The organism is Nocardia aurea (assembly GCF_003123685.1).
Classification (GTDB): Bacteria; Actinomycetota; Actinomycetes; order Mycobacteriales; family Mycobacteriaceae; genus Nocardia; species Nocardia aurea.
In genome coordinates this window covers 246,649-265,672 of the sequence record NZ_QCYJ01000103.1, presented here as the reverse complement: position 1 = coordinate 265,672, position 19,024 = coordinate 246,649, and the positions used below count along the sequence as shown (strand labels likewise).

Below are 19,024 nucleotides of genomic sequence, written 5' to 3'. Positions count from 1 at the left end.
TTTGTCCAACTGGGCAATAGACCGCGAACCGGCATCTCGCGGTGAAGCAGGTCCCGATACGACATCGGATCGAGATGTAAACCAGATCAAGATTATTGGTAAAGACTTAGCAAAACCTGAGAATTTGCCGAGCAGTGTCTCGTTCGATACAAGAGTTCCGATGTGATCCGCTCCACACCGCCGTCCCGGCGTGACACCGGATCGAACAACACGGAAAGGTCACGGACAGGACCTCAGACCGGCTCGGCGATGACGCGGACGCCTCTGTCGTCGAAATCGGCGATCCCGTCCACGGTCACCTCGATCACCCGCGCGGTCGCCAGGTCGAAGAACAGCCCGGATACCGCGACGCCGCGTTCCTCGACGCCGCGGCGCACCGCCGGATAGGCCAGCAGCGATTCCAGCTGGACGGCCACGTTCACCATGCCCAACTGGTCCACCTCGCCGAAGCCCGCGAGAGCCGCCGCGGCCGCCACCGGATGTCCCAGCCGGAATCGGTCCAGACTCGGCCGGGCGTATGCCAGCCAGTCGCCGAAGCCGGGATCGGCCTGCACCTCGCGGTGCAGTGCCTCCATCGCCCCGCACCCGGAATGCCCGCAGACCACGACCGCGCGGACGTCCAATTTCTCCAGCGCGTAGATCAGCGCGGCCTCCACCGAGATATCGCTGCCGCCGACCGGCACCAGGTTGCCGACATTGCGGACGGTGAACAGGTCACCGGGACCGCTGTCGGTGATCACGTTCGGCACGATCCGCGCGTCGGCGCAGGTGAGGAAGAAGGAGTGGGCGTCGTGACGATCGCGGAGTTCGTTCAGATGCGGCCGCATCAGATGGGCGTGACCACGGTGATAGGACGCGATACCGGCGGCGATCGGGTCGACACGGCCGCCGCTGCGCCGCCGCGGGCCGATCACCCGGTCGAGCACCTGCCGGGAGTGACCGCGCTCGGGCGGTCCGGCGGGCGCCGCCGCCATGCGCGCGGTGCCGATCTCCACGAAATCGACCGTGCCGCCCTCGGATTCGCGTCGGCGCGCCCATTCGGTGAGTACCTCGTAGGAGGCGTGATCGAGGAAGTCGACCGTCAACTGCACGGTGACCGGCGGACCCGCGGGCACCTTCGCCAGTTCGGCGGTGAGTTTCGGCAGTGCCAGGAAGGTGCAGGTGCCGTCGACGGTGACCTTCCAGCGGCCCGTCTCCGCGACGGGTCCGGCGCAGATCGTCACCCTGACCACCCGCCACAGCAGCAGCGCGAACGACAGCGCGAGCCCGATCAGCATGCCCAGCAACAGATTCCAGAACACCACACCGAGTACGGTGGCGAGGTAGACGTACAGTTCGCCGGTGCGCCGCGCCAGCCGGATATGCGCCAGTTTGACCAACTGCGCGCCGATCAGGATGAGCAGTCCGGCCAGTGCGGCCTTGGGGACCTGCTGCACCACCGCGGCCAGGGCGACCGCGAACAGCAGGATCCACAGGCCGTGCAGCACGGTCGCGGCCCTGGTCTGCGCGCCCGCGTTGGCGTTGGTCACGCTGCGCACGATGACCGCCGCGATCGGCAGGCCGCCGAGCAACCCCGAGGTGACGTTCGCCGCGCCCTGCCCGACGAGTTCGCGATCGAAATCGGTCGCCACGCCGGGACGCGCCTTGTCGACCGCGACCGCCGACAGCAGGGTTTCGACACTCGCGATCAGCGCGACGGTCACCATCGTCATGCCGATCGCGAACCAGCCGCCGTGCGGCAGCGCGGGCAGGCCGATCGCGTCCACCAGTGAGCCGTCGAGCACCAACCGCTCCACGTGGGTCGGCAGCGCGAGCGACAGCACCGTCGCGACGACCACGGCGACCAGCGGTCCCGGCACCACACGCACCGGCCGCGGCGCGAATTTCCAGCAGATCAGGATGGCGATGACCACCAGTCCCATGCACAGGTCGCCCTTGTGCACCGACATCAGTTGATGCGGTAGCTGGATCACACTCTGGAGGGACGAGCTCAGTGAATTGCCGCCGAGCAGTACGTGCACCTGTTGCAGCGCGATGATGACGCCGATCCCGGCGAGCATCCCGTGCACGACCACCGGCGCGATCGCGAGGGCCCCGCGCGCGATCCGGCTGAGCCCGAACAGGATCTGGAGCAGGCCCGCGCCGACGGTGACGAAACAGGTGACGGCCCAACCGAAGTGGTGCACGGATTCGGCCACCACCACGGTGAGACTGGCCGTTGGCCCGCTCACCTGCACCGCCGATCCGCCGACGGCGCCCGCGACGACGCCGCCGACCACCGCGGCGATCAGTCCCGCGGCGACCGGCGCGCCGGAGGCGACCGCGATGCCGAGTGAAAGGGGTAGTGCGACAAGGAAGACGACCACCGACGCGGGCACATCGTGACGGAGCACCCGGTGGTGGACGAGAGCGTGGAGCCGCGACGTCCGCGGTACGGAATCGGTGTCGGTGGACATAATTCTCCTTCGCCGGATCGCGCGGATCCGGTTCATCGGTCGAACATGTACTGGCATCGAAGGCGAGTGGCGGGCGAAGCTCGAGCCTCTCGTGGAACGCGACCCGAGGGAACGCAGGTCGCCCAAATGGTAAAGACTTCGCAAAACATATGAAAAGCTTTTGAAGTCGAAGGAGACAACCGCGACCTAACTGTGATCTAAATCACAGCTCGGAGGACGCGCTCCCGACGCTGCCCGCGGACGTGATCACGACGTCCGAACGCCACGACGGCCCGGCGGGCACAGCGCCGCCGAGCCGTCGGTGGTGTTTCGGACGTGTGTGGAGGAGCCCCCGTCAGTCTCCGAGTGCGCGTTCGCGCAGATCCGCCAGTATCCGGGTCAATGTCCGTGAGATGTGCATCTGCGAGACACCCAGCCGTTCGGCGATCCGGGACTGGCTCTGCCCTTCGAAGAAACGCAGGCGCAGGACCGCGCGGTCGATATCGGACAGTTCGGCCAGTAGTGGGGCGACGGTGAGTGCGTCCTCGGCCAGGCCGTAACCCGGGTCGTCGTCGCCCATGGTTTCGGTGACCGGGCCGGCGTGGATCTCCGCGTCGGAGGTCTGGGCGGCGCTGTCGAGGGAATCGGTCCGATACGCGTTGGCCGCCAGCAGCGCCTGGGTCACCTCGGTCAGATCCGCGTCGAGTTCGACGGCGATCTCGACGGCGGTCGGCGGCCGCTCCAGGCGCTGCGACAGCGCTTCGACCGCGGGACCGAGGGTGAGCTTGAGATCCTTGATCCGTCGCGGCACCCGGACCGCCCACGTGTGGTCGCGGAAATGCCTGCGCACCTCGCCCATGATCGTCGGGACGGCGAAGGCGAGGAAATTCGATCCGCGGTCCGGGTCGAACCGGTCCACCGCGAGTACCAGACCGAGCGAGGCGATCTGATGCAGGTCGTCGTAGGTCTCGCCGCGGCCGGTGAATCTACGAGCGATGTGGTCGGCCAGCGGCAGACAACATCGCACGATCTCCTCGCGCAGCACCGCGCGCTGCGGATCGCCGGGCGGGATCGACGCCAGCCGCGCCAATCGCGGCTCGATATCGTCGTAGCCGTCGGCACGGGTTCGCCCCACCCGGGTCGCGGCGTCACTGTCGTGCACGATCGTCGATGCCATGAGTCTCCTCGTGCCGGACGGGGAACTCTGCGCGCTCCACGTGACCCGGACGGTTCGAGTGTTGTGTTCACACGGCGGCGGTGACGGCTTCAGCGCGTCCACCGATGACAAACCGGCGCATCGGGCCGGGCACATGATCATCCCACAGAGCGCGGTGCCGGTAAATGGCCCGCGACCGGGCGAAGCGGACCCCGCCCGACGCGCGAATCCCGGCCGCCGCACGGCGATCCCGCGCGCGGCCCGAAGACCTTGACCGGACCTCCACCGCGATGCTAAGCAAGTGCACAGCATTCGAATCGCATCGATTGCCTCGGCCACGAGAAGGAATCCGCAATGACGCTGCAGTCGATTTTGGACGAAATACAGAAGCGCCCCGGCACGGGTGATGTCATTCCGATCATCGATCCGGTGACCGAGGAGCAGATCACCGAGTTCACCGACTGCGGCGAGGACGCGGTGAACGAGGCCGTGGCCCGTGCGAAGGCGTCGTTCGAATCGGGTGTCTGGAACGGTCTGCCCGGGCGCGAGAAGGCCAAGATCATGTGGCGCATCGCGGATCTGATGGACCACTACCTCGACGAACTCGCCGAACTGGATTCCCTCAACACCGGCATGCCGCTGGCCCAGGCGAAGATGATCGTGCCGACCTGCGCGGAGTTCTTCCGCTACTACGCGGGCTGGTGCACCAAGGTCAACGGCACCGCGCACGAGGTGCAGATGCAGGGCGGCGTCTCCGGCGCGTTCGCCGAGATGCACGCCTACACCCTCAAAGAGCCCTACGGCGTGGTCGGCCTGATCTTCCCGTGGAACGGCCCGGTCTTCAACGCGTGCGCCAAGATCGCGCCCGCCCTGGCCGCGGGCTGTAGCACCATCGTCAAACCCGCCGAGGAGACGCCGCTGTCGGCGGTGCTGCTCGACCGGATCATTCGCGAGGCGGGCGTTCCCGACGGCGTCGTCAACCTGGTGACCGGCTACGGCCACACCGCGGGCGCCGCGCTCACCGCGCATCCCGATGTCGAGAAGATCGCCTTCACCGGCTCGACCGAGGTCGGCAAGAAGATCGTGCAGGCCTCGGCGGGCAACCTCAAGAAGGTCATGCTCGAACTCGGCGGCAAGTCGCCGGTCCTGATCTACGACGACGCCGATCTGAACATGGCCATCATGATGGCGGCGATGGGTATCTTCGTGCATTCCGGCCAGGGCTGCGTCTGCGGTTCGCGCATCTTCGTCCAGCGCGGTGTCTACGACCAGGTCGTGGAAGGTATCGCGACCGTGGCGAACAACCTCAAGCTCGGTGGGCCCAAGGAAGAGGGCTCGATGATCGGCCCGCTGATCAGCCAGAAGCAGCTCGAGCGCGTCATGGGCTACCTCGACGAGGGCAAGAAGGACGGTGTCGAGGTCGTCACCGGCGGACATCGGCTCGACCGCACCGGCTACTTCGTGCACCCGACCGTGCTCGCGAACGTCGATCCCGCGACCAGCAGGCTGTACAAGGAGGAGATCTTCGGCCCCGTGGTCACCGTCCTGCCGTTCGACAGCGACGACGAGGCCGTCGCGATGGCCAACGACACCACCTACGGTCTGGCCGCCACCGCGTGGACGACCAACCTCAGCCGCGCGCACAACCTCGCCAGGCGGCTCGACGCGGGCACCGTCTCGCTCAACTGCCAACTGGTCTTCGACCACGGCGTCCCCTTCGGCGGCTACAAGCAGTCCGGCTGGGGCCACGAGTTCGGCAAGGAAGGCATCGAGGGTTACATGAAGGCCAAGTCGGTCTGGGTCCAGCTCTGACCGACGCGGGACAGTTCGTCGCGGTGCACGCCCAGGTGCACCGCGACGGACCGTCGTGCACCGCCCTCGCGGCGGTGCTCACCGGGACGTCGCCGCGACGGCGGTGACGTCCCGGTGCTCGATGGGGTGCGATTCGGCCGGTAGCGCGGGTTCGGCTACCGGCCGAATCGGTTATCGCACCGCGGACCGGGCGGGCGCGAGCAGACCCGTTTCCTGGAATCTGCGCAGACAACGGTCGATCACGGCGCCGTCGACCCTCGGGCACCTGATTCCGGTGCCGCGCAGCGCGGCGCCGGTCGCGGTGTCGTCGAGTACCAGATCCGCCAGGCCGTTCGCGTCCACGTCGACGTAATTACCGACGAGCAGCGCGGCTCGGGCCAGATCGTCGCCTGCCACCGCACCGTGCGCGCCGAGTCGTTCGGCGAGTACCAGCTGGGCTTGTTCCGGGGTGACCGTGCGCATCGGGTAGCCCAGGCGCACCAGTCCGGCCAGCAGTTCCGCGACCGGGGTCGGCTCGGTGTTCACCAGGTGGTAGCGCTCGCCGTCCGGGATACCACGCACGACCAGTGCCGCGATCCCCGCGGCGACGTAGTCGACGGGTGCGAGCGACACCACCGCGTCACCCACCTCTGGCGCGGTCCCGAGCAGTGCCGCGGCGCGGACCATCGTCCACAGCGAGTCGTCGGCCGATATCGCGCCGGTGCGTGCCGAAGCGCCGACCAGGCCCGGGCGGTACACCGCGACCGGCAAGCCGCGTTCGCCCGCGCGCAGTACCAGTTGTTCGGCCACCCATTTGCCCGCGACGTAGCCGTGCCTGTTCACCTCGGCCGCCGTGATCTCGGTGTTCTCGTCGACGAAACCGGTGCGGTCCGGGCCGAGCACCGCGTCCAGGGTCGACACCAGGTGGACCGGGATCGCCCGCGTCGAGGCCGCGAGACGCAGCACCTCGCGGGTGCCGCCCACATTGGCGGCGCGCAACTGCCCGTAGGTCGCGAGATGGTTCACCAGCGCGCCGTTGTGCACGATGGCCGAGAGCCGTCCCGCCAGCATGTCGAAACTCGCCCGGTCCAGTCCGAGCCGGGGTTCGGCGAGATCACCCGGTACGGCGGTGACGCGATCGGGCAGATCGTCGGCGGCGAGGTCGTAACTCGCCAGGGCGGCGCGCAGCCTGCGCAGCCCGTCGGCCCGGTCGGTGGCGCGGACGAGGCAGAACACCTCGCGGGCGGTGTTGTCGAGCAGTTCGCGCAGCAGGTGGGCGCCGAGGAATCCGGTGGCGCCGGTGAGCAGCAGCGGCCCCTGCGGATCCGCGGGCTCCAGGCCGTCGACGGTGAATTCGTCGTCGAGTTCGGCGTCGGCGGACAGGGTTTCGGCGAAGCGACGCGGATCGGCGTCGTGCTCGGCCGAGGCGAGAGCGCGCACGGTCGCGGCCGCGAACAGCGCGCGCGGCTCGACGTGCAGGCCGAGTCGATCGGCCAGTGCGGTTCGCAGGGTGAACACCAGCAGCGAGGTACCGCCCAGTTCGAAGAAGTCGTCGTCGGGGCCCACCGAATCCAGGCCGAGCACTTCGGCGAAGACCGCGGCGATGGCGTGTTCGCGGGCGGTCGCCGGTGCGGACGGCACGTCACCGGTGGCCCGACTCGCCCGCGGTTCGGTATCGGCGCCGGTCCCGTCGAACTCGGCGATATCTCCCAGCTCGCGGACCGGGCGGTCCGGATCGGCGAGAGCGGCGGCGAGGACGGTCCGGTAGGCGGCGGCGAAATGGTCGACGTCGGCCGCGTCGAACACCGCGGTGTCGTAGCGGAAGGTGGCGCGGGGCGGGTTCTCCCGCACGGTGAGGGTGAGGTCGAACTGCGCGGTGTCCCGGGGCAGATCGAGCAGTTCCAGGCGCATTCCGTCGAGCACCAGCGGTGGTGGCGCGGGCAGGTTCTCGAAGGAGAAGACCGTGCGCAGCAACGGATGTCCGCCTTCCACGCGGGGTGCGTCCACGGCGTCGATGACGCGGTCGAACGGGATGTCGGCGTGGTCGAAGGCGTCGAGCGCGAGTGTGCGCACGGCGGCGACGAGCTCGCGGAAGGAGCTGTCCGGATCGATCCGGACCCGCAGCGGCACCGTGTTGACGAACATGCCGACCATCCGGTCCAGCGCGGGATGTCCACGTCCGGCCACGGGTGTGCCGATCACCATGTCGGTGCGGTCACTGAGCCGGTGCAGCAGCACCGCGTAGGCGGCGAAGGCCACCATGAACGGGGTGCTGTCACCCAGTGCGCGGCTCGGCGCGGCGAGGTCGACCGCGACGGCCGCGCCGCGCTCACCCCGCTCACCGCGCCGCCCCCGCCGCGACGGCAACGGGAGTCGGTCGGGAGCATCGGCCAGCACGGAACGCCAGTAGGCGAGGTGTCCCGACACGGTCGATTCCGGGTCGGCGGGGTCGCCGAGCAGCGCGTGCTGCCACAGCGCGTAGTCGGCGTACCGCACCGGCAGCGGATCCCACGTCGGCGCGGTCCCGGCTCGCGCCGCCGTGTACGCGGCGGTGAGATCGGCGATCAACGGACCGAGCGACCAACCGTCGGCGGCGATGTGATGGGCGACCAGGACCAGCACGTGCTCGTCGGTGACACCGGCGGACCGGAACAGGCGGGCACGCACGGGCGGGTCGACCGCCACGTCGAACGGTTCGGCGGCGAAGCGGTGCACGGCCGCGGTGAGATCGGCGTCGATTTCGTGCGGTACGAGATCGATGGCCGTCGCCGCGTCGGCGACGCTCGACAGGTGTTGGCGTGCGGAGGTCCCCGCCTCCGGGTACACGGTGCGCAGCGCCTCGTGCCGGTCCAGCACGGCGTACAGCGCGGTCGCGAGGGCGGTCCGGTCCACCGGTCCGGTCAGCCGCACCGCGACCGGCAGGTGGTAGGCGGCGGAATCGGGCAGCAGTTGGTTGAGCAGCCACAGCCGCAACTGCGCGGGTGCGAGCGGTACGAGTTCGGGACGCGGCAGCGCGACGAGTTCGGGACGGTGCGCCGCCGACGCGTCCGCGAGCACGGCGGCCAGTTCCGCGACGGTCGGCGCGTCGAACAACGTGCGGACGGTCACCGAGAGCCGGGCCGCGACCCGGGTGGCCGACAGCGAGGTACCGCCGAGGGTGAAGAAATCGTCGTCGGCACCGATCGGTGTCGACGGCTCGAGCACCTCGGCGAAGACGGCGGCCACGCGTTCTTCCGCGACTCCGGCCGGGGCACGGAATTCGTTCTGCCCGAAGACCGGCGCGGGTAGTCGCCGAGTGTCCAGTTTGCCGTTCGTGGTGAGCGGCAGCGTCTCCAGCACCTCGTAGGCGGCCGGGCGCAGATAGGAGGGCAGCAGCCGTGCGACCGCCGCCCGGACGGCGGGCCGGGCGATCCCCGCGCCCGGTGCGGCTACCAGGTAGGCCACCAGATGCGTTCCGGTGCGCGGATCGGTGTGCGCGGTGACGGCGGCGCGGGCGATCCCGGGCAACGAGGTGAGTACGGTCTCGATCTCACCGGGTTCGATCCGATGCCCGCGCACCTTGATCTGGAGATCGCCGCGTCCGTGATAGAGCAGCGCGTATCCCGAGCCGGCAGGGGTGACGGTCACCAGGTCACCGGTGCGGTAGAGCCGTCCACCGGGCGGACCGAACGGGTCGGCCACGAAACGGTCCGAGGTCAGCGCGGCGCGGCCGTGGTAACCGCGGGCCAGTGCGGGCCCGCCGAGGTACAACTCGCCGAGTACGCCGGGCGGCACCGGCCGCAGCGCCACGTCGAGTACCACCGCGTGGAATCCGCGCAGCGGCGCGCCGATGGTCACCGGCCGACCGTCGACCAGTTCGCCGATGGTGGCGATATCGGTGGCCTCGGTGGGACCGTAGCCGTTGCGCATGAGCCGACCGGGTGCCCACGCGTCGACCAGATCGGACCTGATCGCCTCACCGCCGACGCCGAGCACCGTCAGCTCGGGCAGCGCCGCCGGATCGAGGGTCGCCAGCACGGCGGGGGTGATGATCGCGTTGCTCACCCGTTCGCGTCGCATCAGTTCGGCGAGATCGGGGCCCGCGACGACGAAACGCGGGGCGACGATCAGCGTCGCGGCCCCGGCGAGGGCGCACAGCTGCTCCCCCACCGCCATGTCGAATCCGGGCGAGGCGTGGTGCAGTGCCACCGCACCGGGCCGCAGGGCGTAGCGATCGCGACGTTCGGCGGCCAGATTCGCCAATCCGCCGTGCGTCACCATCACGCCCTTGGGCCGACCGGTCGAGCCGGAGGTGTAGATCAGATACGCCGGATGCGCTGCCGACAGCGCCGCGGTGCGCTCGGTGTCGGTCACCGGGCCGCGATACTCGCCAGGAGGCGTCGAGAGCAGATCGTCGAGCAGGATCACCCGCGTGCCCTCGGGTAGTCTGTCCGCGTATTCGGCTGTGGTGAGCGCGATCTCGGCGCCGCTGTCGGCGAGCACGTAGTCGATCCGCTCGTCGGGGTAGCTCGGATCGACGGGGACGAACGCCGCGCCCGCCTTGGTGACCGCCCACACCGCCGCCACCGATTCGGCCGACCGCTCCAGCAGCGTCACCACCAGGCGCTCCGGTCCCGCGCCCGCCTCGATCAGCGCACGCGCCAATACATCGGTGTGGATATCGAAATCCCGGTAGGTCCAGCGTGATTCGCCGTACACCACGGCCGTGCCGTCCGGATCGCGGCGCACCGCGGAGGCGATGAGCGCCGCCAGCGTCTCGACGGGACCGGTCTCCGGACCGCGCCAGGGTACCAATGCCCGGCGTTGCTCGTCGTCGACCAGGTCGAACCCGCCGACCGTCGCGGACGGGTCACCGGTGAGATGGTCGAGCAGGCGCAGGAATCGCGCGTGATGCGCGGCCAATTCGGCGGGCGTGTAGCGGTTCGGGTTCCCCTCGAATTCGACGCGGAGTCCGTTCACGGAACCGGGATAGACATTGAGCGTCAGATCCGGCACCGGACCGGTGCCGAGCAGATGCAGGGTGCCGCGCGCCGGTCCGAGTTCCACCGAGGACTGGAAGTTCATGATGTTGACCGCCGGGCCGAAATCACGTGCGCCATAGCGCGTTCCGCCACCCTCGGCATCCCTGATCACATCCTCGCCGCGATAGCGCTGATGCCGCAGCGCCCCGCTCAGTTCGGCGCGCGCGTGGGTCATCAGATCGGTCAGCCGGGCCGACTCCGGCACCGGGAGACGCAGCGGCACCACATTGCTCACCAAACCGGCGGCCCGCCGCAGCGCCGCGGTCGTCCGGGCCGCCACCGGCAGACTCAGGGTGACCTCCGGCGCGCACGTCACCCGCGCGAGGTAGCCGCCGAAGACCGCCACCAGCACCGCCGCCGTCCCCGCGTCGCCGGAGGCCCGCTCCAGCGGCGTCGCGTCCAGGTCGGCGCCGACCACCACCGAATGCGCGGCGAGATCTCCGGGACGGGTCGCGAGACCGACCGCTTCCGGTGATCCGTCGACGCGTTCGGCCCAGTAGCGGCGGTCGGTCTCGAAGCGAGTCGACGACCGGTAGGCGCGATCGGCCTCCAGCAGTATCTCCGGGGTGCCGAGGGCGGGCGGCGCGAGTTCGACGCCTTCGAGCATCTGCTCGTAGATCTGCGCGTGCCGTCGCGCCAGCGTCATCGCGCCGTATCCGTCGAGTACGAGATGGTGCGCGCGGGTGTAGACGAGGTGGCGTTGCGGACCGATTCGCAGAATCGTCGACCACATGGGCGCATCGACGGTCACGTCGACCGGTTTACCCCGGTCCCGCCCGATCCAGGCGAGTGCCGCGGCGTGCGGATCCGGTTCCGCGGTCATATCCAGGAAATCGACGTCGTCGTACTGATCGAATTCGAGCCGTTGCCACGGTGTGCCGTCGTCGTCGACGCCGAATCCGAGGTAGCCACCCAACTCACGCGCCGCGTACCTGGCGGCCGCGGCGTACACGCCACGATCGAGCGGACCTGTCACATCCGTGTACTGGGTGATCGTGAGCGGCACATCGCCGTGGAGATTCTGGGCGAACCACACTTCGCGCTGGGCCGAGGTCAAGGGCAGCTTCGTGTCCCGATCCGGTTCCATGGCACTACCTCGAGCTTCCGATCAACGCCTTTTTAGGTAAGGCTTTCCTCACACCCTAGTCATGGGGCAAAGAGTGATACAGAATCGAGGCGGATCGCTACCGGTGCGACGAATCGGTCTCGGACTCGGGACCGGAGGCGCCGACCAGGCCCGCCAGCTCGTCCAACAACTCCACGATCCGACGCCGTTGCTCCGAGGACAGCCGAGGCATTTCCGCGGTCAGCGCGGTCTCGATCGGCGCGCGCCCGCGGGTCCGGAACACCTCGACCATCGTCGCGGGGTCGACACTCACCAGGACCCGGCGTCCATCGGCCGGATCGGGCGCGGTCACCAACAAACCCTCGTCGCGGTATCGGGCCACGATGCGCGACACCAGACTCTGCACGATGGCCGTCCGGTCGGTGATCTCGCGAATCGAGGATCCGGGATGCACCGCGACATCCTCGATGACCGCGTAGTCACTCGGTGCGAATCGGCGCGAGCCGGTATTGCCGGTCGCGGCGAAGGCGACAGCCCGCAAGCGACGAGCGAGAAGATGCAGGCTGGCGGCGTCCATTCCGGCAATGTACATCACTAGTTATATAAATTAGGATTCATCACTATGTATGGAATCGGCGAGCTACCCCACCTGATCAAGCACAGCCTCGACACCCAGGTGAGCCTGTCCCGGCTACGCAGGCGGCATACGCTCGACGAGCGGGTGGCGGGCCGGACCGTGGTGATCACCGGCGCGTCCTCGGGCATCGGCCGCGCGGCGGCCGTGCGCATCGGCGCGGCGGGCGCCACCGTCGCACTGATCGCCAGACGCGAACCGGAACTGCGCCAGGTCGCCGAGCAGATCGAGGGCCTGGGCGGCAAAGCGGCCGTATACCCCTGCGATCTCAACGATTTCGAGGCACTCGACGCGACGGCGACCCGGATCCTCGCCGATCACGGCGGCGTCGACATCCTGGTCAACAACGCGGGCCGTTCCATCCGCCGCCGCCTCGACGAGTCCTACCACCGCTTCCACGACTACGAACGAACCATGCGGCTCAACTACCTGGCCCCGACCCGCCTCATGCTCGCCCTGCTCCCCAGCATGCGCGAACGGCGCGACGGACAGGTCGTCACCGTCCTGTCGGTGGCCAACCTGTTCGGCGGCCCCGGATACAGCGCCTACGTCGCCTCCAAGGCCGCGCTCGATTCGCTGACCGCCAACCTCCAGGTCGAAATCCTCACCGAGAACATACGATTCACCTCCGTCTACATGCCGCTCGTCCGCACACAGATGATCGCCCCCAACCCGCTCTACCGGAACGCCGCCGCCCTCACCCCCGAGCAGGGCGCGCAGGCGATCTGCGACGCCGTCATCGACCGCCCCCGCCGTATCGGCCCCGTCCTCGGCCGCATCGCCGCCCTCGTCGATCGAGTCCTCCCCGAACGCTTCGACGCGGTCCGCAGCGCACGCTTCCAACTCGGCGTGTGAGTGCCGCCGGATTGGAACGTTCCGGCGTCCGGCGTCGGGTACGTGACCCGGTTCGAGTTCGCCGCCGGTTACCCCGTCCGGCAGGCGGGTGGCCGGACGATCCTCGAACTGCGGTTACCCGCCGAAGAACTCGACGAATTCAACCGGCACATCGTCGGACGGATCGACGTCGTGCGGGAATTCCGCTGAACGGAAACCCGTAGCGTTCGACATCACCGACAGCGCCGCGGGTCCGGTCGGACCAATCCGGAAGAACGACGGCTCCGAATCAGTGTCAGCGGGTCGAGGTCCCTGCAACGCCGGGGGTTTTCGACGGTCCCGCCTCACCCGTGCTTTCCCCTCGCACCGAGACGCTCGCGCTGATGTTCAACGGAGGCATGATGTCTGTACCCGGTCACCGATCGACGGCATTGTTCATCGCCGGTGTCGTCGTCGCGAGTTCCGCGACCGCCCTGGGGTGGACAGCCACCGCCTCCGCCGGGCCCGCGCCGAAGTTCGATCCCGTTGTCGCGCAACTGAAGAGCGGATCGCTGTCGGGCCGGGTCGAATTCGTCCCGCTCGACGAGACCGTTCTCATCGAGGCCTCGTTCACCGGCCTCGATCCTCGCGAGCAGTACTCCGCGTCCATCCACGAGTTCGTCACCGCCGCGGGAAAGGGATGCGAGGGCGTCGGACGTCTCCTCGATCCGATGGACCTGAGCAAATCCCCCGCGTATCGCCCCGATCCGGCCGACTTCGCGACCGCCGCCGTCGGAGATCTCACCGCCAAATTCGGCAGATTCGAGGCCGACAGGAACGGCGAGTTCGAATTCCGTGGCATCGATTCCACGTTCTCCGTCAACGATCTGGTCGGGCGTCGCTCGTTCATGCTCGACGGACCCGACGGGGCGACCTGCGCCACCATCGAACGGATGCCGCAGGGGTGATCGCGGGCGGTCGGCGGTTGTCACATTCCCCGACCCAGCAAACTTTCGGTTTCCGATCTCGTCAGCCGGGTAGAGCGTCCGTATCCGAGACGAATCAGGAGCCCGCCATGAAACGATCGTTGCGCCCAGGCGACGAAGTCGAATGGAACAGCCATGGCAGCACAGCCGAGGGAGAGGTGGAAGAAGTGATCACCTCCGATACCGAGGCCGCCGGGCGAACGGTGCGGGCGTCCGAGGACGAACCGCAGTACCGAGTGCGCAGCGCGAAAAGCGGGCGCGATGCGGTACACAAACCCTCAGCGCTCCGCCGACACGACGACTGAATACCCGACAGCGATGACGTTGACAGCCGCGCATCCAGCGGAGTTGACTGAGGGTCTACCCATGAAAGTCGCTGGTCACACGCCATAGACAATGGCATCCGGTCCGGCGACCGGATCACGGGCGACAGCGAATATGCGCGCGCCGAGTTCGAGGACATCTCTTTGTCACCGGCGCTCACCCAGGGCTCGCATTTCCGGGCCACCCATCTAGATACAAGAAGTCACCATGATCATTATCGGAATCATCCTGCTCCTGCTCGGGTTCTTCCTCGACATTCCGATCCTGTGGACCATCGGCCTCGTCGTCCTGGTCATCGGCCTGGTGCTGCTGCTCTTGGGATCGATGGGTCGCGCCGTCGGCGGCCGCCGCCACTATTACTGACCGGTCGGCGGCCACGAGCGGCCGCGACCGAACTCCGAGGAGTCGAAGATGGCCACGAGCACCATCGTTTGGATCATCGTCATCGTGATCGTCGCAGTCCTGCTCCTGGCAGCACTGGGATGGGCACTGCAACGCAGACGCCTCCAACAGCGCCGTGCCGAAGCCGAGCAGATCCGCGCCGAAACCGTCGCGGAGTCCCGGCAGGTCCGTCAGCGTGAAGCGATCGCCGACGAGACCGCCGCCGAGGCGCGTGCGGCCGCCGCGCAGGCCGACGCTCAAGCCGCCCGTGCCGCCGGATTGGAACAGCGAGCGTCCGAACACCGCAGCGCGGCGACGTCCTCGCGTGACGAGCTGGACCGGAAACGCGAATACGCCGACAAACTCGACCCGACATCCGAGACCGTCGACGAGGCGGACCATTCGACCGGCAGACATCGCACGACGTAGCGCACCCGAACGCCTCACCGGCAAGGTGCGGCCGCCAGGTTACGCATGCGCAAGCCGAGCACCGCACGTGCGGCGAGTCGATTCGAAACACCTCTGCTCGGCAACCGCCCGGCGCGTCGCCGATCGAACGCCTGTGCCGAGTGGATTTCACCGAGTTCGCGCGACGCCCGAGCACGTCATGCACGTCGTGAGGTCAGACGGTGCCGACGCTATTTTTTCGGTTTGCCCGGCTTGTCCTTGCCGTTGCCGTGGCCAGGATTTCCATGGCCCGAATTGCCTTGACCCGAGCCGTTCCCCTGCCCGGGAGGGCCGTCGACGTCGTCGTCGGGCGCCGGTCCGGCCTGAACGGTCTGCGGCACCGGCGACGCCCAAGTCGCGGTACCGCCGAAGTCTGTGCAGCGCAGCGCTACTCCGTCCCGGTCGAATCCGGTGCCCTGCACAGCCGGGTCACACGGCCGTCCCGCCACCGGAGTGAGCGCGATCGGCGGCGCGGCGATCGGTGCCGCGGTCGGCGGCCCCACGGTGACATCGGGCCGGGTTGTCGGGGTGGCGGAGTGTGGCTCACCGGCGCCGGGCGTGCCGAGCCAGAGCGCGCCGCCGATCACCGCGAAAAGAGCGGCCAATACCGCGGCGGCCGAGCGTGCCCGCCGGTTCGACGGACCGGATGGGTGCGTTCGGGCGGCCTCGACCCCGATGACGCCGATAGATGTCGCGGGCCCTGGCAGACGAGCTGCGGCGGCGGCCGGCATGTCGATCGTCGTGCCCGGCGGCCCCGGCACAGGGGATGTGCCGTCCTTCTGGCTACCGACCGTCGCGATCGCAGGGCCCGGCACACGGGTCGTGGCCGCTGTCGGCGCACCGATCGTCGCAGGCGCGTGACCCGGCGCACAGGCTGTGCCCGCTGTCGGCGCACCGATCGTCGCGATCGCCGATCCCGACAGACGAGCTGTGCTCACCGTCGACGCACCGATCGTCGCAGGCCCCGGCATAGGGAATGCCTGCCTGCCGACCGTCGCGATCACGGGTCCCGGCGTACGGGCTGTGTCGGCCGCAGGCATACCGATCGTCGCTATCGCGGGCCCCGGAACGCTCACCGGCCCGATCTCCACGGTCGGCAGATCCCGCCCCGTCACCGCGGCGTGGGCCGCGGCCGCGAATTCCCCCGCCGTGGACCAGCGGTCACCCGGCTCCTTGGCCATGGCGCGGGCGATCACCGCGTCCAACTCCGGGGGCACGGCGGCGACCAGGTCGCTCGCCATCGGCGGGGTCGACATCAGGTGCGCGCACACCTGCTGCGGCGCGTCACCGTCACCGAAAGGCCTTCGGCGGGTAAGTAGTTCGTAGAGTACGCACGCCAGTGAGTACTGATCCGAGCGAGCGTCGGCGGTGCCGCCGAAGCGTTCCGGCGCCACGTATCCGAGCGTGCCGACCATCTGGCCGGTGGCCGTGATCGGGCGTTGGCCCGCGCTGACCGCCGTGCCGAAATCGATCAGGTACACGAACCCGGTCGATGTCACCATCAGATTCGACGGTTTGACGTCGCGATGCACCAGTCCGATCCGATGCGCGGCGTCCAAGGCGACGGCGGCCTGCGTGACGATCCGGACGGCGGCGTCGGGAGCGAGCCGCCCCTCGCGGCGCAGCAGTTCGGCCCCGTCGACTCCCTCGATGAGCGCCATGTCCAGATAGAGCCGCCCGTCCAGTTCGCCGAAGCCGTGAATCGGCACGGTGTGCGGACCGCGCAACTGCGCGGCCAGGCGTGCCTCCCTGGTGAAGCGCTGCCGGTACGCGGGGTCGGCCCCGACCTCGGCGGTGAGCACCTTCAGGGCCACGTCCCTATCGGTGCGGGTGTCGCGCGCCGACCAGACCCGGCCGGTGCCCCCGCTACCGAGCAGACGTTCCAGGCGATAGTGACCGAACCACATATCGTCCATCTGCGAATCTCCCGCCTGCCTCTCCACCCGGGAAGAGTTACCCGAAATCTCTGCCGCTACCACGCGGCTCGATATTGTTCCGCCACGGTGGTCCGATCATTTCGCAGCCGGGCGCTTCGGCGTCGCGGAATCAGACGAACGCCCACGACCGGGACCTCGACAGCGGGCCGAGCTCCCGACGCGAACGGTCAGTTCTGGCGTGGCACCAGCTCGGCGACGAAGCGATCGACGAAACCGTCCATCGGCTTCCCACCCGCGGGTACCACCACGAATTTGCTGAGCCCGGCCGCGAGATAGCCGTCGATCAGCCGATGCAGCTCCGGCCAACTGCCCGCGATCAGATCGGCCGGGTCAACGCCGGGGCGCTGCCGCCCGATTCGCGCCGCCACTGGCGCGGGGACACCGTCCTCGGCCACCAATACGGTGATTCCGAAGTGATCGGCTTCGATCTCGCGTCCCGCCTCGGCCGCCTCCGCGTTGATCGCCGCCACCCCGGCCGCGGCTTCCTCGGGCGTCAGGAAACTGCCCAACCAGCCGTCGCCGTAGCGGCCGATGCGGCGAAAGGCCGCGGGTACCCGGCCGCCGAGCCAGATATCGAGCGGGCGCGCGGAACGTCGCCCCACTCCGGCTCCGCGCACCGAGAAGTAGTCGCCGTCGAAATCCACGTCGTCGGCGCGCAACACCGCGCGCAGCAGGCGCAACGATTCGTCGAAGACCGCGCCGCGCCGGCCCGGCACCGGGAAGAGGTCTCGTTCGTTGCCACCTGCGGGCTGCAACCCGAACACCGGTAGCACCCGCTTGGGCGCGAGCGCCGACAGTGACGCCAACTGTTTGGCGACCAGCACGGGATGGCGGCCGGGCAGGATCGCCACCGAGGTGCCGACTTTCAACCGGGTGGTCCGCGACAACGCGAACGCCATCCCGACCACCGGATCGACGGCCTGGGAGTAGACCAGTTCGGAGAACCACAGCGAATCGACGCCCGCGGCTTCGAGCCGGTCGACGAGTTCGGGCAGCGCCTCCGGGTCGGCGTCCGCGCCGGTACCGACCCCGAATCGAATCTTCACCGAGTTCTCCTCCCGAGCGGTCGTCCCGGCTCGCCGAATGCGATCCGAGGTCCGGCCCGCACAGCCGTGCACTTGCGGACAACGCATCCCGAGCCGCCGTCATTTCCACCGAATTCCGTCCGATCGGATGCCACTGCCCCACAACGGTATTCGATGACGCTACCGAACCTGCCGTTCCCGCCCCGCCTGCGCGCGACGGGCGACGAGAACTTCCAGACCGTCGAGGATGCGCTCGAGACCGAATCCGAAGTGGTCGACGTCCAGCCCGAAGGCGTCCTCGGCGAGTCCGGCCATCACCGGGTAACGCCCGGTGGCGAGCGCCTCCTCGAGGACCGGCAGTTGGGCTTCCCAGAATTCGGCGTCGGTCAGGCCCGTGGCCCTTTCCGCCTGCTCGGAATGCAGTTGGGTGCGCGCGGCGCCGAATACGTAGCCGTCGATCATGACGACCGCCGACACCAACTCCGCGTCGGTGAGACCCATGGGCCGGATCTGGGTGAGCACCACTTCCATCCCCTCGATCGCGCTCGGCCCCAGCACCGGCCGGGACTGGTTAACGTGGAGCAGCCAGGGGTGCTCGCGCAGCAGCGCCAGCGTCGCGTGGGCGAGGTGCTCGAGTGCGGCGCGCCAGCCGATGTCCTCCTGCGCCGTGCCGGACGGGCGCTGCACGCGGTCGAGCATCAGATCCAGGAGTTCGGCCTTGCCGGGGAGATAGCGGTACAGCGACATGGTGCCGGTGCCGAGTTCGGTGGCGACCCTTCGCATGGTCACCGCGGCCAGCCCCTCGGCATCGGCGACCCGGATCGCCGCTTCGACGATGCGATCGAGGGTGAGACCCGGTTTGGGACCGCGACTGGGACGAGGGCCACCGTGCCACAGCAGATCCAGGGTACGGGCGATATCACCGCTTCCACTGGTCTCGGTACCCGTCATGGTCGTCAGCCTAACCGCCGAGAAGAACTGGGTACGTTGTACTCGTTTGAGAGTACG

Annotated in this window: 14 protein-coding genes; 7 read left to right on the top strand and 7 right to left on the bottom strand. The window is 68.8% G+C overall.

Features of this window, described 5'->3' with window-relative positions; translation table 11 throughout:
* Positions 1-233 precede the first annotated feature (233 nt).
* Together DAT37_RS22370 and DAT37_RS22365 are read right to left on the bottom strand one after the other, a co-directional pair.
* Positions 234-2,456, bottom strand: coding sequence for a SulP family inorganic anion transporter (locus DAT37_RS22370; RefSeq protein WP_109526786.1), 2,223 nt, complete (start codon positions 2,454-2,456; stop codon positions 234-236).
* A gap of 334 nt (positions 2,457-2,790) precedes the next feature.
* Positions 2,791-3,612: a SigB/SigF/SigG family RNA polymerase sigma factor gene (locus DAT37_RS22365; RefSeq protein ID WP_109526785.1), complete on the bottom strand. Its 822-nt coding sequence runs from the start codon at positions 3,610-3,612 to the stop codon at positions 2,791-2,793.
* Positions 3,613-3,945: 333 nt separating this feature from the next.
* Between DAT37_RS22365 and DAT37_RS22355 the strand changes: the two genes are divergently transcribed.
* Entirely contained in the window at positions 3,946-5,403 is a 1,458-nt protein-coding gene (locus DAT37_RS22355; RefSeq protein ID WP_109526783.1) for an aldehyde dehydrogenase family protein, read from the top strand.
* Between the two features lie 171 nt (positions 5,404-5,574).
* On the opposite strand, the gene DAT37_RS22350 is transcribed toward DAT37_RS22355, so the two are convergent.
* Both DAT37_RS22350 and DAT37_RS22345 read right to left on the bottom strand, forming a co-directional pair.
* The gene (locus DAT37_RS22350) at positions 5,575-11,490 is read right to left on the bottom strand and encodes a non-ribosomal peptide synthetase (RefSeq protein WP_109526782.1); all 5,916 of its coding nucleotides are present in this window, start codon (positions 11,488-11,490) and stop codon (positions 5,575-5,577) included.
* A gap of 97 nt (positions 11,491-11,587) precedes the next feature.
* Entirely contained in the window at positions 11,588-12,046 is a 459-nt protein-coding gene (locus DAT37_RS22345) for a MarR family winged helix-turn-helix transcriptional regulator (protein WP_157978624.1), read from the bottom strand.
* A gap of 45 nt (positions 12,047-12,091) precedes the next feature.
* Between DAT37_RS22345 and DAT37_RS22340 the strand changes: the two genes are divergently transcribed.
* From DAT37_RS22340 to DAT37_RS22320, 6 genes are all read left to right on the top strand, one after another.
* Positions 12,092-12,958, top strand: a complete 867-nt coding sequence (locus DAT37_RS22340) for an SDR family NAD(P)-dependent oxidoreductase (RefSeq protein WP_109526780.1) — start codon at positions 12,092-12,094, stop codon at positions 12,956-12,958.
* A 42-nt stretch (positions 12,959-13,000) separates the two neighbouring features.
* Positions 13,001-13,147, top strand: coding sequence for a hypothetical protein (locus DAT37_RS22335; protein ID WP_198654388.1), 147 nt, complete (start codon positions 13,001-13,003; stop codon positions 13,145-13,147).
* A gap of 191 nt (positions 13,148-13,338) precedes the next feature.
* Positions 13,339-13,884 (top strand): superoxide dismutase family protein, encoded by a 546-nt coding sequence (locus DAT37_RS22330; protein WP_157978623.1) that lies wholly within the window; start codon positions 13,339-13,341, stop codon positions 13,882-13,884.
* Between the two features lie 107 nt (positions 13,885-13,991).
* Positions 13,992-14,207: a hypervirulence associated TUDOR domain-containing protein gene (locus DAT37_RS22325; protein ID WP_109526778.1), complete on the top strand. Its 216-nt coding sequence runs from the start codon at positions 13,992-13,994 to the stop codon at positions 14,205-14,207.
* Between the two features lie 226 nt (positions 14,208-14,433).
* The gene (locus DAT37_RS44955; RefSeq protein WP_198654387.1) at positions 14,434-14,589 is read left to right on the top strand and encodes a DUF6131 family protein; all 156 of its coding nucleotides are present in this window, start codon (positions 14,434-14,436) and stop codon (positions 14,587-14,589) included.
* A gap of 48 nt (positions 14,590-14,637) precedes the next feature.
* A complete protein-coding gene (locus DAT37_RS22320; protein WP_109526777.1) occupies positions 14,638-15,036 on the top strand; it encodes a hypothetical protein in 399 nt (132 codons plus the stop codon).
* Between the two features lie 209 nt (positions 15,037-15,245).
* Here the strand turns inward: DAT37_RS22320 and DAT37_RS46085 are convergent, their stop codons facing one another.
* From DAT37_RS46085 to DAT37_RS22305, 3 genes are all read right to left on the bottom strand, one after another.
* Positions 15,246-16,970 (bottom strand): protein kinase domain-containing protein, encoded by a 1,725-nt coding sequence (locus DAT37_RS46085; protein ID WP_157978622.1) that lies wholly within the window; start codon positions 16,968-16,970, stop codon positions 15,246-15,248.
* A gap of 188 nt (positions 16,971-17,158) precedes the next feature.
* Positions 17,159-18,037 (bottom strand): TIGR03854 family LLM class F420-dependent oxidoreductase, encoded by an 879-nt coding sequence (locus DAT37_RS22310; RefSeq protein ID WP_109526775.1) that lies wholly within the window; start codon positions 18,035-18,037, stop codon positions 17,159-17,161.
* Positions 18,038-18,196: 159 nt separating this feature from the next.
* Positions 18,197-18,967 (bottom strand): TetR/AcrR family transcriptional regulator, encoded by a 771-nt coding sequence (locus DAT37_RS22305; protein WP_109526774.1) that lies wholly within the window; start codon positions 18,965-18,967, stop codon positions 18,197-18,199.
* Between the last annotated feature and the right edge of the window lie 57 nt (positions 18,968-19,024).

What these genes read in the sequence shown, in the direction of transcription:
- DAT37_RS22370 (WP_109526786.1), bottom strand. Translation starts at nt 2,456, where the DNA reads ATGTCCACCGACACCGATTCCGTACCGCGGACGTCGCGGCTCCACGCT.
- DAT37_RS22365 (WP_109526785.1), bottom strand. Translation starts at nt 3,612, where the DNA reads ATGGCATCGACGATCGTGCACGACAGTGACGCCGCGACCCGGGTGGGG.
- DAT37_RS22355 (WP_109526783.1), top strand. Translation starts at nt 3,946, where the DNA reads ATGACGCTGCAGTCGATTTTGGACGAAATACAGAAGCGCCCCGGCACG.
- DAT37_RS22350 (WP_109526782.1), bottom strand. Translation starts at nt 11,490, where the DNA reads ATGGAACCGGATCGGGACACGAAGCTGCCCTTGACCTCGGCCCAGCGC.
- DAT37_RS22345 (WP_157978624.1), bottom strand. Translation starts at nt 12,046, where the DNA reads ATGGACGCCGCCAGCCTGCATCTTCTCGCTCGTCGCTTGCGGGCTGTC.
- DAT37_RS22340 (WP_109526780.1), top strand. Translation starts at nt 12,092, where the DNA reads ATGTATGGAATCGGCGAGCTACCCCACCTGATCAAGCACAGCCTCGAC.
- DAT37_RS22330 (WP_157978623.1), top strand. Translation starts at nt 13,339, where the DNA reads ATGTCTGTACCCGGTCACCGATCGACGGCATTGTTCATCGCCGGTGTC.
- DAT37_RS22325 (WP_109526778.1), top strand. Translation starts at nt 13,992, where the DNA reads ATGAAACGATCGTTGCGCCCAGGCGACGAAGTCGAATGGAACAGCCAT.
- DAT37_RS44955 (WP_198654387.1), top strand. Translation starts at nt 14,434, where the DNA reads ATGATCATTATCGGAATCATCCTGCTCCTGCTCGGGTTCTTCCTCGAC.
- DAT37_RS22320 (WP_109526777.1), top strand. Translation starts at nt 14,638, where the DNA reads ATGGCCACGAGCACCATCGTTTGGATCATCGTCATCGTGATCGTCGCA.
- DAT37_RS46085 (WP_157978622.1), bottom strand. Translation starts at nt 16,970, where the DNA reads ATGGACGATATGTGGTTCGGTCACTATCGCCTGGAACGTCTGCTCGGT.
- DAT37_RS22305 (WP_109526774.1), bottom strand. Translation starts at nt 18,967, where the DNA reads ATGACGGGTACCGAGACCAGTGGAAGCGGTGATATCGCCCGTACCCTG.